The following is a 15,632-nucleotide window of genomic DNA, read 5'->3' on the forward strand; positions in this document are numbered from 1 at the left end:
ACTGCCTCAAAAAAGCTCGACGGACCCGGCGACAGGCTCGACCTGGATCTTGGATTTGTAGGACGTCTCGTGGCGGACCAGTGCCTCGTGCTCGATGCGCGGCAGCTCGAGCAGCATCACGCGGCCGGTCGCAGGGAAATAATGGATTCGGCGCGGCAGCGAGCCGCGGAGATGGCTCGCGGCGATCGGCAGGTTTTCGGCCGCCAGGTACTCCTCGACGAAATCAGCATTGCGATGCCCGACCTTGGCGACGCCGTTGAGCACGTTGGCGCCGCCGAACACCTTGATCTCGAGCCGGCGGCGCGCGCCACCGCGCGCGAGCACATCGTTGATCAGCCGCTCCATCGCGACGTTGCCGTAGCGCATGCTGTCCGAGGCATTGCCCCAGGTGCCGAAATTCTCCGGCAGCATGAAGTGATTCATGCCGCCGACCTTGGTCTTGGGATCGCGGATGCAGGCCGCCACGCAGGAGCCGAGGATGGTGACCAGCATCTCGTCTTCGGCATCGGTGACGTAGTGCGCGCCGGGAAACACCTTGACGGCCACCGCATCGAAACGGCTGTCGCGGTAGCGGCGGCTGCCGCTGGACAGATCCTCGATCTCCGCTCCCGCCGATGATGTCTCCCGTCTGGTCCTGGACTTGGTCATCGGATCCTCCGGTAGATCGTTCGGCCGACCAGCTCGAAGCGGTCGGTGACGCCGAGCAGGTTCTCCGAATGGCCAATGATCAGCCAGCCGTCCGGCTTGAGGATATCCGCGTAGCGGTCGAACAGCCGCATCTGCGTTGGCTTGTCGAAATAGATCACCACGTTGCGGCAGAAGATGACGTCGAACGGCCCGGACATCGGCCACGGGCCGAGCAGATTGAGATTGGCGAATGTGATGAGATCGCACAGCTCGTCGTTCATGATGACATTGCCGTCGCGCATTCGCGTGAAGCGCTTGCGATGGGCGTCGGGAATGCTCGTCGTCCGATCCAGCTCATAGACACCCTCCGCGGCGTGAGCCGTCACGTTGGTGTCCAGATCGGTGGCGAGGATCTTCAGATCCCAATCCAACAGGATCCGCGGGCCCGCAGCCACGGTCATCGCGATGCTGTAGGGCTCCTCGCCCGTCGAGCAGCCGGCTGACCAGATCCGCACGCGCTCGCGATCGGCATTGTCGTGCACCAGCGCAGGCAAGATGACCCGCGCGAGATAGTCGAAATGATGCGCTTCGCGGAAGAAGTTGGTGTGGTTGGTGGTGACCGCGTTGATGAAGTTCCGCAGCTCGTCGTCGCCCTTGTTGCTTTCGAGCAGACGGCAGTATTGCGAGAAGTTGGACAGGCCGAGCGCGCGCAGCCGGCGGCCGAGCCGTCCATGAATGAAGGCCCGCTTGCGCTCGCTCAGCACGATGCCGGCAGTATCCATCACAAGCTTCGACAGCTTGCGAAAGTCCTTGTCCTCGAGCGCGTATTGTTCCTGCACCATGATCTCCCTGGCCTTCGGCGAAGCGCCCCCGTGCGAACGGGGGCGCCCCTACGGCTCAGAATTCCTTCCAATCCACATCGCCGGCACCGACGACACGTCGGCGTGACGTGTCGCCGTCCGAGTTGCGAGGCGGAGGAGACGGTGTACGCATCGGAGCGGCGGGCGCGGGCTTGGCGACAGGGCTGCGCATCGCCGCGAGCTTGTCCTTGCCGTTGCCGAGCGAGCGGTCGACGACCGGATTGCCGGTCTTGGCCGCATAGGGACGGCCGCGGTCGAACTCCGGCAGCACCATGAAGCGGCCGACCATCTCGGCCATGGTCTCGGTCTGCTCCTCCATGGACTTGGCGGCGGCCGCCGCTTCCTCGACCAGCGCGGCGTTCTGCTGCGTGACCTTGTCCATCTGGGTGACGGCATTGTTGACCTGCTCGATGCCGCCGCGCTGCTCCTGCGAGGCCGCCGAGATCTCGGCCATGATGTCGGTGACGCGCTTCACCGACTGCACGATCTCCTCCATCGTCTTGCCGGCGGTGTCGACCAGGCGCGAGCCGGACTCCACCTTGGAGACCGAATCCGAGATCAGGCCCTTGATCTCCTTCGCCGCATTGGCGCTGCGCTGCGCGAGGTTGCGTACCTCGGCCGCAACGACTGCGAAGCCGCGGCCCTGGTCGCCGGCGCGGGCGGCCTCGACCGCGGCGTTCAACGCAAGGATGTTTGTCTGGAACGCGATCTCGTCGATCACGCCGATGATGTCGGCGATCTTGCGGCTTGCATGGGTGATGCCGTCCATGGTCTGCACGACCTCGGCGACCACTGAGCCCCCCTTGATTGCGACATCGGATGCGGACGATGCGAGCTTGTTGGCCTGCTGTGCATTCTCGGCATTCTGCCGCACCGTCGAGGTCAATTCCTCCATGCTGGCCGCCGTCTCTTCGAGGCTGGCCGCCTGCTCCTCGGTGCGCTGCGACAGGTCGGTGTTGCCGTTGGCGATCTCGCGCGCTGCGCTCGACAGCGTCTGCGAGCTCTCCAGCACGTCGGACAGGATCGACGACATCGTATCCAGCAGGCCGTTGACGCCGCCGCAGAGCATCGCGATCTCGCCGCTCATGCCCTCGACCGGAATACGCTCGCGCAGGTCATTGTTCTTGGCGGCATCGACCACCGCCTGGGTCTGCCGCACCGCCGCCTGGAGCGCCTGCGACGCCTTGACCTGCTCGGTCACGTCGGTCGCATACTTCACGACCTTGAATGGCTTGCCGTCAGGGCCCATGATCGGATTGTAGCTCGCCTGGATCCAGATCTCGCGGCCGCCCTTGGCGATCCGACGATACTGGCCGGCGTCGTATTCGCCGCGCGCGAGCTTGTCCCAGAACATGCGATATTCCGGCGCGCTGCGCTGGACGGGATCGACGAAGATCGAATGATGCTGGCCCTTCACCTCGGCGAGCGAGTAGCCGATCGTGTTCAGGAAGTTGTCGTTGGCGTCGAGAATCTTGCCGTCGAGCGAGAACTGGATCACCGCCTGCGCCTTGTTGATGGCGTCGATCTGCCCGCTGTAGTCGGCGTTGCGGATCACGGCCTCGGTGATGTCGGTGGCGTATTTCACCACCTTGAACGGCTTGCCCGACTGGTCCAGGATCGGATTGTAGCTCGCCTGGATCCAGACCTCGCGGCCGCCCTTGCCGATCCGCTTGTACTGGCCGGCATCGTATTCACCGCGGCCGAGCTTGTCCCAGAACATCCGGTACTCGGGCGACAACCGATAGCTCGGATCGACGAACATCGAGTGATGCTGTCCCTTGATCTCGGCGAGCGAGTAGCCGAGCGTACGCAGGAAGTTCTCGTTGGCGTCGAGGATGGTGCCGTCGAGCGAGAACATGATCATCGCCTGCGAGCGATCGATGGCGGCGAGCTGGGAGGACTGGCTGCGGATGTCGGTGACATCAGCCCATTCCAGCATGAAGCCCTGGCTGACGCCTTGCGCGTTGCGCATCGCATTGACGTTGAGCGAGATCTTCAGCGGCCCGACCGTGATGTCGGTCTTGAACGGCAGATTGGCCGGATTGGCCAGCATCGTGCGCTGATGCGCGGGGTTGCGATGGAAAATGTCGATGCAGGTCCCGATCATCGCGCCGGGATCGAAGCTCGGCCACACCTTGCGGAATTCGGTGAGGTGCTGGCCGAACAACTGCTTCGATGCCTGGTTGAGGTAGGTGATGTTGAGATCGCTATCGACCAGCATCACGGCGCTGGTGACCTTCTCGACCACCGCGGCCATCTGGTCGTCGCGAGCGGCAGCGCGAGGCGCGGCCGCAGCGGGGGCCTTGGCGGCAGCGGGACGCGGACGGCTGCTGCGCGGCCGCGTCTTCTTCGTCGCGCCGTCTGCGGGAGCGCCGTCCGTGGTGAAGTCCTGCATGATGTTCTCCTCGAAAGTGTCGCTCATGGCGGTCTCGTCGATTCCAAAAATGAGTTTTAGGCGGCGGCGGCCGCATCGGCCGGAGCGGCCCTACGCTTGACTGACTCTGCGGACATGCCGAACAGTCCGGACAAGGACACCAGCGTCACCATCCGGTTCTGGATCGCGACCAGGCCCTCGAGGAACTGGTCTTCGACCGGCATGCCCATCTCGGGCACGTCGCGGATCTCCTTGGGATCGACGGAAATGATGTCGGAGACGGTGTCGACCAGGAGGCCGACGGTGCGCGTGCCCGCCGCCACGATGATCACGACATGCATGCTGGTCGGCACGGTCACGCCGGTGCCGAACCGGGCTCGCAGATCGAAGATCGGCACGATGATGCCACGCAGATTGATGACGCCGCGCACGTGCGGCGGCGCGTTGGGGATCATGGTCGTCTCGGTCCAGCCCTTGATCTCGCGGACCACCATGATGTCGATGCCGTACTCCTCTGTCCCCAGCGTGAAGGTGATGAACTGCTGCACGTTCTCGCCGACGGCCACGTCCAGGCCGAGATCGACGAGCGGCTTGTTGTCAGGCTGCATGGGTCAGGTCCTTTGCGAGTTCGTCTGTCGATGGCTCCGGTGCGGGCAGGCGTCCGGGCGTGCCGCGGACGTCGATCTCGTGCAGGCGTGCGACGTCGAGGATCAGCGCGACGCGCCCATTGCCGAGGATGGTGGCGCCGCTGATGCCGTCGACGGGCTCATAGTTGGCCTCGAGGCTCTTCACGACCACCTGCTGCTGGCCGAGCAATTCGTCGACGACGATTCCGACGCGGCCTGCGCTTTCGCTCTGCACGATGATCACGATGCCGCGGCAGGGATCGCCGATCGCACCGCCTATCGAGAACACGCGGTGCAGATAGACCAGCGGCAGGTATTCGCCGCGCAGCGCCAGCACATGTCCGCGACCGACGACGGGATGAATGTCGGCGGTCTGCGGCCGCAGATTCTCGACGATGGCGACGAGCGGAATGATGAAGGTCTCGCGCCCGACCGACACCACCATGCCGTCGACGACCGCAAGCGTGAGCGGCAACGACAAGGTAAAGGATGAGCCCTGCCCGAAGCGCGAGCGCACCGAGATGCGGCCGCCGAGCGCCTGCACGTTGCGCTTGACCACATCCATGCCGACGCCGCGGCCCGAGATGTTCGAGATCACATCGGCGGTCGAGAACGCGGGCAGGAAGATCAGATTGTCGATCTCGTCTTCCGTGAGACTGGCGCCGGCCGGCACGAGACCGCGCGCCCGGGCCTTGGCCAGGATCTTCTCGCGATTGATGCCGCGGCCGTCGTCCGAAACCTCGATGACGATCCGGCCGCTGCGCTGCGCGGCCGACAGATGGATCGTGCCTTGACGCGGCTTGCCGGCAGCCGCGCGCTCCGCCGGCGGCTCGATGCCGTGATCGAGCGCATTGCGAATCATGTGCGTCAGCGGATCGTTGAGCTGCTCGATGACCGTCTTGTCGATCTCGGTCATCTCGCCCGAGGTGACGATACGCACCTCCTTGCCGAGCGTGGCCGCGAGCTCGCGCACGATCCGCGGCATCCGCGCGAACACCGACTTCACCGGCTGCGCGCGGATCGCCATCACGCTTTCCTGCAGCTCGCGGGCGCTCTGAGCCAACGCCTCGATGCCCTGGATGAGTTGCGGATATTTATCCGCCGGCAGCGACAAGCCCTGCTCGGTCAGCATCGCCTGGCTGATCACGAGCTCGCCGACGAGATTGACGAGACGATCGACCTTGTCGACGTCGACGCGGATCGATTGGGCCACGCTGACGGCGGCGACCGCGGAGGCGACGGGACTGCCGGGCTCGCTGGCGACCGTCTCGACTGGACCCGACGCCGATTCGATCGGCTCGATCTCGAGATCGCAATCATCCTCGACGAATTCGAACACGTCCTGGATCGCGCCGCGCTGGACCGCCGTTTCCAGCGTGAACGTCCAATTGAAGTAGGCCGCTTCCGGATCGAGCTGCTCGAGCGCCGGCAGGCCGGAGCTGTGCACCTCGGTGGAGAGCGTGCCGAGCTTGCGCAGTTGCCTGATCAGCAGCAGCGGCTCGTTCGCCTTCTTCAGCATCTCCGTATGCGGCCGAAAGCGGATGCGATACTTCTGCTCGCCGAGCGATTTCGTCTCGGTCGCAACCGGCCCTGCCGCCACCTCGACCGCCTGCCCGGCGCCCTGGAGCGCGTCCCGCATGGCGACGCTGATATCAGCGGCAAAATTGGCGGGCAGCTGCTGCTCGAGCCGCGCTGCGTTCACGATGTCGGCGAGCGCATCGCTCGCCCGCAGCAAGAGCTGCCTGATGTCCTGGGACGCCGCGATCTTATGGTCGCGCAGGGCATCGAGCAGGCTCTCGAACGTATGCGAGAACGCGACGAGATCGGTGCAGCCGAAAGCGCCCGCGCCGCCCTTGATCGAGTGCACCGACCGGAAGATCGCATGCAGCGTCTCCCCGTCCTCCTGCCCGGAGGACAGCAGCTCGAGATTGGACTGCAATGCATCCAGCAGCTCCGCGCATTCCTCGAAATAGGTCTTGCGGAACTGCGCGACTGGGTATGCCTCTTGTTCTGACGTTACGGACATACGCGGTTGACCGTCGCGATCAGTTGCTCGGGATTGAACGGCTTCACCAGCCATCCCGTCGCGCCGGCTGCCTTTCCGTCGGCCTTCTTGGCGCCATCGCTCTCGGTCGTCAGGATCAGGATCGGCACGCCGCGATGCTGGCTGCCGGCGCGCACGTTCTTGATCAGCGAGATCCCGTCCATGTTCGGCATGTTCAGGTCGGTGATGATCAAGTCGAACTTGCTTCCGGTCAGCACGTTCAGCGCCGCCTTGCCGTCCTCGGCTTCCGCTACTTCGAAGCCGGCCTTCTTCAGGGTGAAGGTCACCATGTCGCGCATGGTCTTCGAATCGTCGACTGCCAGAATTCGCTTGGTCATGTCACTCCATCCAATCTTCAAATTCGTTCCGAAGCCCCAGCTCGGCCACCGCCGTCCGGAACAGCTCGGATGCCTGCGTGATCTTGAAGGGCTTGTTGGCCGCCTTCGCGCCGCGTGCAGCCGCGAGCAGAATCTGCACGCAAGGGGTCGACATCCGCTCGACGCCGCTCGCATCGAGCGCGATGCTGCCGGCCGCCGCGAGCCGGACCATCTCGTCGCGCAGCGGCACCGCCTGCGTCAGATCCAGCATCTGCGGCAGCGCATAAGCGACGCTGGCGGCGGCGTCGGTCGCTGTAGGATTTGTGGCGTTCGCGTCCGTCATGCTTGAAATTCCATGGAGCCTTCGTGCTCCGGCCGCGGCGCCAGTGACGTCACGGACTACAAAAAGGATCTTGAGTTCACTCGACAGACACAGCCTTTGCGCGCATCAACTCATTCAAATTTCGTGGATAGCGATTGTTGGATTGTTAAATATGAGAGCCGTATTAGTACGGCCTCTCTACCTTGGCGTGCTGCGTCCCTGATGGTTGGCTGGACCAGTCATGGCCCGTGAAGCGCGTGCGCGAGGGCCGCGTGAGGTGTTGATAGCTGGACATGCGTGATCGACCCGGCTCGTTCACCAGGCTGATAGCAACGCGAATGTTAAGGGAATCGGTTCCAACTCCCGCAGTCACGGCCCGGGAGATTACGGCCCGGTCCGCGCTTTGGCCGGGCTTCTACGGACGACTCTCGTCGTGCACGCTGATGTGCAAAGAGGCCAGCGTCGGAAACGCTGGCCTCTCTATATTCCAGATGATCGCCGTAGCAGCCGGCGGGAGGCGCCGGCGCGCGGTCGTCGAGCGTCAGCGTCGCTGATTGTAGACGTCGATACAGACGGCGCCGAGCAGCACCAGGCCCTTGATGACCTGCTGATAGTCGATGCCGATGCCGAGGATCGACATGCCGTTGTTCATCACGCCCATGATCATGGCGCCGATGACGGCGCCGCCGACCCGGCCGACGCCGCCATAGGCCGAGGCGCCGCCGATGAAGCAGGCCGCGATGACGTCGAGCTCGAAGCCGAGGCCGGCCTTCGGCGTCGCCGTGTTCAGGCGAGCCGCGAAGATCAGGCCAGCCAGCGCCGCCAGCACGCCCATGTTGACGAAGGTCAGGAACACCAGCCGCTCGGTCTTGATGCCCGAAAGCTTGGCCGCCTTGGCGTTGCCCCCGACGGCGTAGATCTGCCGGCCGACCACGGTGCGGCGCGTCATGAAGCCGTACAGCGCGATCAGCGCGACCATGATCACCAGAACGTTGGGCAGGCCGCGATGCGAGGCGATCAGATAGGTGAAGTACATCAGCACGCCGGCGAGCACGACGTTCTTGGCGGCGAACACGCCGAACGGCTCGACATCGATGCCGTGCTCGACCTCTCGCGCGCGCCCCTTGACGCTGGCATAGACCAGAATCAGCGTGAGCACCGCGCCGATCGCGAGCGACGTCGGGTTGAGATTGCCGGCGCCGGAGATCAGCTCAGGAATGAAGCCGGAGGACAGCTTCTGGAACGTCGACGGGAACGGGCCGACCGACTGTCCCTGCAGCAGCGCCAAGGCCAGGCCCTTGAACACGAGCATGCCGGCTAAGGTGACGATGAAGGAGGGAATGCCGAAATACGCCACCCAATAGCCCTGGGCGGCACCGATCGCGGCGCCGACGATCAGGCAGGCGATGATGGCGAGCGGGAAATCGATGTGGTAGCGCACCATCAGCACGGCCGCGACCGCGCCGACGAAGCCCGCGACCGAGCCGACCGAGAGGTCGATATGCCCGGTCACGATCACCAGCAGCATGCCCAGCGCCATGATGACGATGTAGCTGTTCTGCAGCACCAGATTGGTCAGATTGAGCGGCTGAAGCAGGGTGCCGTCGGTCATGATCTGGAAGAACAGCATGATGACGAACAGCGACATCAGCATGCCGTAGCTGCGCAGATTGTTCTTCAGGAAGCCGGCGTGGGGCTTCTCCTCCGGGAGTGAAACCGTCTTGTCGGTCATGGCTGGTGTCCTCCCGGCCGCTTAGGCGGCCGTCTCCTGGTTCGTGATGGCTTCGTTGCGCATGATGGCGCGCATGATCTTTTCCTGCGTCGCGTCCTTGCCTGCGAACTCGCCGACGAAGGCGCCGTCGTTCATCACGCAGATGCGGTCGCAGATTCCGAGCAGCTCCGGCATTTCCGACGAGATCACCACCACACCCCGGCCGGCATCCGCAAGCTCCTGGATGATACAGTAGATCTCATATTTCGCGCCGACGTCGATACCGCGGGTCGGCTCGTCGAGGATCAACACCTTGGGATCGGTCATCAGCCATTTCGACAGCACGACCTTCTGCTGGTTGCCGCCGGAGAGCTGGCCGGCCTCCTGGTAGACGTCAGAGCAGCGGATGCGCATGCGGCCGCGGTAGCCGGAGGCCGCCTTGAGCTCGGCGATGTCGTCGATCACGCCCTTCGGCGCGACCTGGGAAAGGCTCGCGAGCGTGATGTTCTTGCGGACGTCGTCGGCCAGGATCAGGCCGAGCTGCTTGCGGTCCTCGGTGACATAAGCGAGGCCGGCATCGATCGCGGCGGGCACGCTGGTGAGATTGACGTCGTGGCCTTCCAGTCGGGCGCGGCCCGAGATGTTGACGCCCCAGGAGCGGCCGAACAGGCTCATCGCGAATTCGGTGCGGCCGGCGCCCATCAGTCCGGCGATGCCGACGATCTCGCCGCGGCGCACCTGGAAGTCGACGTTCTTGATGACGCGGCGGTCCGGATGCTGCGGATGGAATACCGTCCAGTTCTCGACCGTGAACACCGGCTCGCCGATCTTGGGCTGGCGCTCGGGAAAGCGGTGCGCCATGTCGCGGTTGACCATGCTCTTGATGATACGGTCCTCCAGCACCGGCTCGGCGCGGCAGTCGATGCCGTCGACGCTGCGGCCGTCGCGCAGCACGGTGATGCGGTCGGCGACGCGGGCGACCTCGTTCAGCTTGTGGGTGATCAGGATCGAGGAGATGCCCTGCTCGCGGAAGGCGATGAGACGGTCGAGCAGCGCCTGGCTGTCGGCCTCGTTGAGGCTGGCGGTCGGCTCGTCGAGGATCAGGAGCTTGACGCGCTTGGACAGCGCCTTGGCGATTTCGACCAGCTGCTGCTTGCCGACGCCGAGATCGGTGATCAGCGTGTCCGGGGATTCCTTCAGACCCACCTGCGCCAGCAATTGCTGGGTCCGGCGATAGACCTCGTCGCGGTCGATGACGCCGAAACGCGACGGCGCATGCGACAGGAAGATGTTCTCGGCGATCGACATCAGCGGGATCAGCGCGAGCTCCTGGTGGATGATGATGATGCCGAGCGCCTCGGAATCGTTGATGTCGCGGAACTTGCGCTCCTCGCCCTCGAAGATGATCTGGCCCTCGTAGCGGCCATGCGGATAGACGCCGCTCAGCACCTTCATCAGGGTCGATTTGCCGGCGCCGTTCTCGCCGACCAAAGCGTGGATCTCGCCGGGCTCGACGGTGAAGCTGACGTCGCGCAACGCCTGGACGTTGCCAAAGCTCTTGCTGACGCTGCGCATTTCCAGAATTGCGGTCATCGTGTCATGTCTCTGTTCTGACGCCACTCTGCTTCTGAGCTTCTGACGCCACTCGCCCCCGCCGCGCGAGCTCCAATAAGATATCCCTCTCCCCGGACACCGGGGAGAGGGCTGCTTGTCTGTTAGATCAGGATCACTCGAACTGCGACTTCTTGTAGTAGCCGCTGTCGACCAGCACCTTCTCCCAGTTGCTCTTGTCGACCACGACCGGCTTGAGCAGGTAGGATGGAATGACCTTGACGCCGTTGTTGTAGGTCTTGGTGTCGTTGACCGGGACTTCCTTGCCGGCCAGCGAGGCATCGACCATGTCGGCGGTCACCTTGGCGAGGTCGCGGGTGTCCTTGAAGATGGTCGAGTACTGGTCGCCGCGCAGCATCGCCTTGATCGACGGCACCTCGGCGTCCTGGCCGGAGATCACCGGCATCGGCTGGTCGGCGCTGCCATAGCCCACGCCCTTCAGCGAGGAGATGATGCCGATCGACAGGCCGTCATAGGGCGACAGCACGGCGTCGACGCGCTTCTTGCCGTAGAAGGCGCTCAGCAGGTTGTCCATGCGGGCCTGGGCGGTGGCGCCGTCCCAGCGCAGGGTCGCGACCTTGTCCATGCCCTTCTGGCCGGACCCGATCACCAGCTTGCCGGAGTCGAGATAGGGCTGCAGCACCGACATCGCGCCGTTGTAGAAGAAGTAGGCGTTGTTGTCGTCCGGCGAGCCGCCGAACAGCTCGATGTTGAACGGACCCTTGCCGTCCTTCAGGCCGAGCTTGTCGACGATCGACTGCGCCTGCAGCACGCCGACCTGGAAATTGTCGAACGTCGCGTAGTAGTCGAGGTTCGGCGTGTCGCGGATCAGGCGGTCATAGGCGATCACGGTGATGCCCTTCGCCTTGGCCTGCTTCAGCACGTCGGACAGCGTGGTGCCGTCGATCGCAGCGATGACCAGCACCTTGGCGCCCTTGGTCACCATGTTCTCGATCTGCGAGAGCTGGTTCGGGATGTCGTCCTCGGCATATTGCAGGTCGGTGGTGTAGCCCCGATCCTTGAGCACCTTGACGATGTTGTTGCCGTCATCGATCCAGCGCGCCGAGGACTTGGTCGGCATCGCGATGCCGACGGTGCCCTTGCTCTGGGCCATGGCGGCGCTGGACAACGCCAGGGCGCCGAGGCCGGCCAACGCGGCGGCCATGATGGTCTTGAAATTCAGCATGCTTCACTCCCTCTTGGATTTTCGAACTCTTGGATATTCGAATTTCAATAAGACATACGCGATTGCGTACGTTGATACCAGTTAGCTGTTAGGCTGAACGACGGTCGACTTGATTGTTCCTCCTCTCAGATCGACAGCACGACGTCAGGCTCGGCGCGTCCCCGGACGCCGACGTCGAGCAGAAAGGTCTGGCCATGGCCCGGATCGGCCGCCTTGGCCGCCGCGTCCATGTCCTGCCAGGCCGAGGTGACCAGCAGGCGTGACACATCGGGGCCGACGAAAGCCGGGCAGCTCGCCTGGCTAGCCGGAACCGCAACGGAGCGCAGATGCTCGCCTTGCGGGCTGTAGACGTCGACACAACCGCCGCCCCAGCGCGCATTCCAGATCCGCCCCTCGGCATCGACCACCGCGCCGTCGAGGCCACCTGTGCCGGTATGGCGCAGCAGCACCTCCGGCTCGCCGCGCGGCAGGCCGGTCTGCGGATCGAGCGCCACGCGATAGAGCACGTTCTCGTCGGTATCGGCGAAATAGCCGGTCGCGCCGTCCGCCGAGAAGCAGATCGCGTTGGGAATGGTGACGTTCGGGAAACAGGCGGACGATCTCGCCGCGGTGCAGCGCGTAGATCGCGCCCAGCCCGCGCTCGGCCTTGCGGCCCATGGTGCCGATCCAGAACGTGCCGGAGGGATGCACGCGCGAATCGTTCGACCGCGTCGCCGGATTGTCGGCTTCGAGCGGGAGGTAGAGCGACAGCGCGCCGTCGGCCACGGTGCGGATGTAGAGCCCGTCCTCGGCGACGATCAGTTGCCTCTGGGCATCGATGCGGCCCAGCGCGCTCGCCATCTTTCCCAAGACATGGCGGCGAACCTCGCCGCTCCCGATGTTGGCCTCGAACAGCAGGCCTTCGCGGATATCGAACCACCAGGCGGTGTCGGTCGCGGGGTCATAGGTCGGCCCCTCGCCGAGATGACAGTGCTCGGCGCAGAGCACCTTGGTCGGCAGCTGCTCCATCCTCATGCGGACGCTCCCGTGGTCGAGAAGCGATACACGGTCTGGTGCTTGTAGACGTCGTCAGGCGAAAGCCTGGCGCTCGGGAAATCCGGACGGTTCGGCGTGTCGGGCCAGACCTGCGGCTCCAGGCAGAGCGCGTCGGACTGCCGGAACACCCTGCCCTTGCCGCTGACGGTCGCGTCGATGTAGTTGCCGGAATAGACCTGCAGGCCGGGCTGATCGGTGTGCAGCTCCATCACGCGGCCCGAGCGCGGCGACTCCAGCCGGGCTGCGAGGCGGACGCCATCGCCGGCACGCAGGCAGAAATTATGGTCATAGCCGCGGCCGCATTTGATCTGCGCATCGTCGGCGCGGATGCGCGCGCCGATCGCCTGCGCGTCGCGGAAGTCGAACGGCGTGCCGGCGACGGAATGCGGCGGCCCGGGCAGCGGGATCGCGGTCTCGTCGATCGCGAGATAATGGTCGGCCGCGAGCGTGAGCCGATGGTCGAGGATGCCCGTGCCGGCCGAAAGGCCGTCGAGATTGAAGAAGCTGTGATTGGTCAGGTTGACGATCGTGGTGCGGGTCGTCCGTGCCGCGAAGCTCACCGACAGTTCCATCGGCCCGGTGAGCTGATAGGTGACGCGGACGTCGAGCCGACCCGGATAGTTCGCCTCGCCGTCCGGGCTGACATAGAGCAGCGTGACCGAGGGCTGCTCGCCGTCCTCAGTCGCGACGATCTGCCAGAGCTTGCGGTCGAAGCCATCTGGGCCGCCATGCAGCGCATGCGCGCCGTCATTGGCCTCCAGCCGCACGTCCTCGCCGTCGAGCGTGAAGCGCGCACCGGCGATACGGTTGGCGTAGCGGCCGACCGTGGCGCCGAAGAACTTGCGGAGCTTGACGTAGCTCAAGAGGTCGTCATGGCCGAGCACGACGTCGTCGACGACGTCTTGCGCATCCGGCACCAGCAATGCCTGCAGCGCGGCGCCGAAGGTGATGATCCGCGCCTCGAAGCCGCCGGCGCCACGCAGGGTCACGCGCTCGACCTCGCGGCCATCAGGCAGGCTGCCAAACACATCCCTGGTGATCCGTGACTCGGCCATGTCTCAGTCCTCGAACGGCTCGACGATGTTGCGGCGGCCGAGCAGGAAGGAATCGGCCACCAGCCGCAGCGGCGCCAGGTCGACGTCACCAGCGCCAGTCTTGGTCAGCTCGACGAAGCGGCGATAGAGGCCGGGATATTCCCGCTCCTTCTCGTCGATCATCACCTGGTCATCCAAGGTCATCCGCGCGCCGCCCAAGGACAGCTTGAGCTGTCCGGCATCGGTCTCGATGCGGATGTCCCAGCTCTGCGGCCCGGTCTGGCGGAAGTCGAACTCGGCCGCGATCGGCAGCTCGCTCGCCGTGGACATCGCGAGATTGGCTGCGATCGGCGCCTGGCAGTTCGACGGGAACGACAGCTCGGCCTCGGTGACGAACACCGGCTCGGGCAGGATGCGCGTCAGGATCGACAGCGCGTTGATCCCTGGATCGAACACGCCGAGCCCGCCCGGCTGCCAGATCCAGGCCTGCCCGGGATGCCAGACGCGAACGTCCTCCTTCCAGTCGATACGGACGCTGCGGATCTGGCGCGACGCCAGCCACTCCCGCGCAGGCTCGACGGCCGGCGCATAGCGCGAGTGCCAGGTCGCGAACAGCGTGCGCTGCTTCTGCGTCGCGAGCGCGACCAGCGGATCGAGCTCGCTGACGGCGGCGCCCGGCGGCTTCTCCAGCATCACATGCTTGCCGGCCTCGAGCGCGACCAGCGCCTGGGCACGGCGCACCTGCGGCGGCGTGCATAGCGACACCGCGTCGATCTCCGGCCCGTCCCGCAGCAGCTCCTCGATCGAGCCGAAATGCGGCAGGCCGGGCAGCGAGGCGTTGCGGCTCGCCACCGCGGTCAGGGTCACGCCCTCGGTGGCGGCGATCGCCGGCACGTGCTGATCCCTAGCGATCTTGCCGAAGCCGACGATGGCGACACGAAGCTCGCTCATGGCTCAGCGTCCCCAGCGCAGCACGAGCGGATCGAGCCGGCGCGCGATCTCGATCAGGCCCGCACTCGTTGCCGGATGGATCGGCGGCTGGGGGCTGCGCAGCGTATCGTGCTTGATCACGCCGCCTTCCTTCATCAGGATCTTGCAGGTCGCGAGCCCGCACTGCCGGTTCTCATAGTTGATCAACGGTAGCCAGCGCTCATAGGCTGCGGCCGCAGCGTCGCGATCGCCTGCGAAGTAGGGATCGATGATCTTTCGGATGCCGTCGGGATAACCGCCGCCGGTCATCGCGCCGGTGGCGCCGGCGTCGAGATCGGCCATCAGGGTGATCGCCTCCTCGCCGTCCCACGGGCCCTGGATGTCAGCGCCGCCGGCCTCGATCAGCGCGCGCAGCTTGTCGGCGGCGCGCGGCACCTCGATCTTGAAATAGGCGAGGTTCTCGATCTCCTTGGCCATGCGGGCGAGCAGCGGCACCGAGAGCGGCGTGCCCGCGACCGGCGCGTCCTGCACCATGATCGGAATCGAGATCGCATCCGACACGCCGCGATAGAACTCGTAGATCGAGCTGTCGGGCACGCGGAACGTCGCGCCGTGATAGGGCGGCATCACCATGACCATCGCCGCACCCTTGTCCTGCGCGCGGCGCGAGCGCTCGGCGCAGACGAAGGTCGAGAAATGCGTGGTCGTGACGATCACCGGCACGCGGCCGGCGACATGCTCCAGCACCGTCGTCATGACGAGATCGCGCTCGTCGTCGGTCAGCACGAACTGCTCGGAGAAATTGGCGAGGATGCAGATGCCGTGCGAGCCGGCATCGATCATGAAGTCGATCGCGCGCTTCTGGCCCTCGAGGTCGAGGCGGCCGTCGGCGTCGAAGATGGTCGGCGCGACCGGGAAGACGCCCTTGTAGAGCTTTTTGGCGGAAGCGGTCATG

At 65.1% G+C, this 15,632-nt stretch carries 13 protein-coding genes and 1 pseudogene; all 14 read right to left on the reverse strand.

Annotated elements, in window-relative coordinates; all coding sequences use genetic code 11:
- Nucleotides 1–6: 6 nt before the first annotated feature.
- A complete protein-coding gene (cheD, locus tag ACVILH_RS33670) occupies nucleotides 7–648 on the reverse strand; it encodes a chemoreceptor glutamine deamidase CheD (RefSeq protein ID WP_456716741.1) in 642 nt (213 codons plus the stop codon).
- A complete protein-coding gene (locus tag ACVILH_RS33675; protein WP_456716742.1) occupies nucleotides 645–1,469 on the reverse strand; it encodes a CheR family methyltransferase in 825 nt (274 codons plus the stop codon). Before ACVILH_RS33675 ends, cheD begins: the two co-directional genes overlap by 4 nt.
- 55 nt (nucleotides 1,470–1,524) lie before the next feature.
- On the reverse strand, nucleotides 1,525–3,882 hold the full coding sequence (locus tag ACVILH_RS33680; protein ID WP_456717160.1) for a methyl-accepting chemotaxis protein: 2,358 nt from the start codon (nucleotides 3,880–3,882) through the stop codon (nucleotides 1,525–1,527).
- Nucleotides 3,883–3,938: 56 nt separating this feature from the next.
- Entirely contained in the window at nucleotides 3,939–4,469 is a 531-nt protein-coding gene (locus ACVILH_RS33685; RefSeq protein ID WP_456716743.1) for a chemotaxis protein CheW, read from the reverse strand.
- On the reverse strand, nucleotides 4,459–6,513 hold the full coding sequence (locus ACVILH_RS33690; protein ID WP_456716744.1) for a chemotaxis protein CheA: 2,055 nt from the start codon (nucleotides 6,511–6,513) through the stop codon (nucleotides 4,459–4,461). The genes ACVILH_RS33685 and ACVILH_RS33690 overlap by 11 nt, the downstream gene beginning before the upstream one ends.
- Nucleotides 6,504–6,869, reverse strand: coding sequence for a response regulator (locus ACVILH_RS33695; RefSeq protein ID WP_257169951.1), 366 nt, complete (start codon nucleotides 6,867–6,869; stop codon nucleotides 6,504–6,506). Before ACVILH_RS33695 ends, ACVILH_RS33690 begins: the two co-directional genes overlap by 10 nt.
- A gap of 1 nt (nucleotide 6,870) precedes the next feature.
- Complete coding sequence (locus tag ACVILH_RS33700; RefSeq protein WP_456716745.1) at nucleotides 6,871–7,191, reverse strand: STAS domain-containing protein; 321 nt, start codon at nucleotides 7,189–7,191, stop codon at nucleotides 6,871–6,873.
- 520 nt (nucleotides 7,192–7,711) lie between these two features.
- On the reverse strand, nucleotides 7,712–8,902 hold the full coding sequence (gene mmsB, locus ACVILH_RS33705; protein WP_456716746.1) for a multiple monosaccharide ABC transporter permease: 1,191 nt from the start codon (nucleotides 8,900–8,902) through the stop codon (nucleotides 7,712–7,714).
- A gap of 21 nt (nucleotides 8,903–8,923) precedes the next feature.
- The gene (mmsA, locus tag ACVILH_RS33710; RefSeq protein WP_456716747.1) at nucleotides 8,924–10,474 is read right to left on the reverse strand and encodes a multiple monosaccharide ABC transporter ATP-binding protein; all 1,551 of its coding nucleotides are present in this window, start codon (nucleotides 10,472–10,474) and stop codon (nucleotides 8,924–8,926) included.
- A 133-nt stretch (nucleotides 10,475–10,607) separates the two neighbouring features.
- Complete coding sequence (gene chvE, locus ACVILH_RS33715) at nucleotides 10,608–11,678, reverse strand: multiple monosaccharide ABC transporter substrate-binding protein (protein WP_456716748.1); 1,071 nt, start codon at nucleotides 11,676–11,678, stop codon at nucleotides 10,608–10,610.
- A 125-nt stretch (nucleotides 11,679–11,803) separates the two neighbouring features.
- Nucleotides 11,804–12,686, reverse strand: a pseudogene (locus ACVILH_RS33720) (SMP-30/gluconolactonase/LRE family protein).
- 2 nt (nucleotides 12,687–12,688) lie between these two features.
- Nucleotides 12,689–13,768, reverse strand: a complete 1,080-nt coding sequence (locus ACVILH_RS33725; RefSeq protein WP_456716749.1) for an aldose epimerase family protein — start codon at nucleotides 13,766–13,768, stop codon at nucleotides 12,689–12,691.
- Nucleotides 13,769–13,771: 3 nt separating this feature from the next.
- Complete coding sequence (locus tag ACVILH_RS33730; protein WP_456716750.1) at nucleotides 13,772–14,698, reverse strand: Gfo/Idh/MocA family protein; 927 nt, start codon at nucleotides 14,696–14,698, stop codon at nucleotides 13,772–13,774.
- 3 nt (nucleotides 14,699–14,701) lie between these two features.
- Nucleotides 14,702–15,631: a dihydrodipicolinate synthase family protein gene (locus tag ACVILH_RS33735; protein WP_456716751.1), complete on the reverse strand. Its 930-nt coding sequence runs from the start codon at nucleotides 15,629–15,631 to the stop codon at nucleotides 14,702–14,704.
- Nucleotide 15,632: the final 1 nt, after the last annotated feature.

Source organism: Bradyrhizobium sp. USDA 4353, assembly GCF_054063215.1.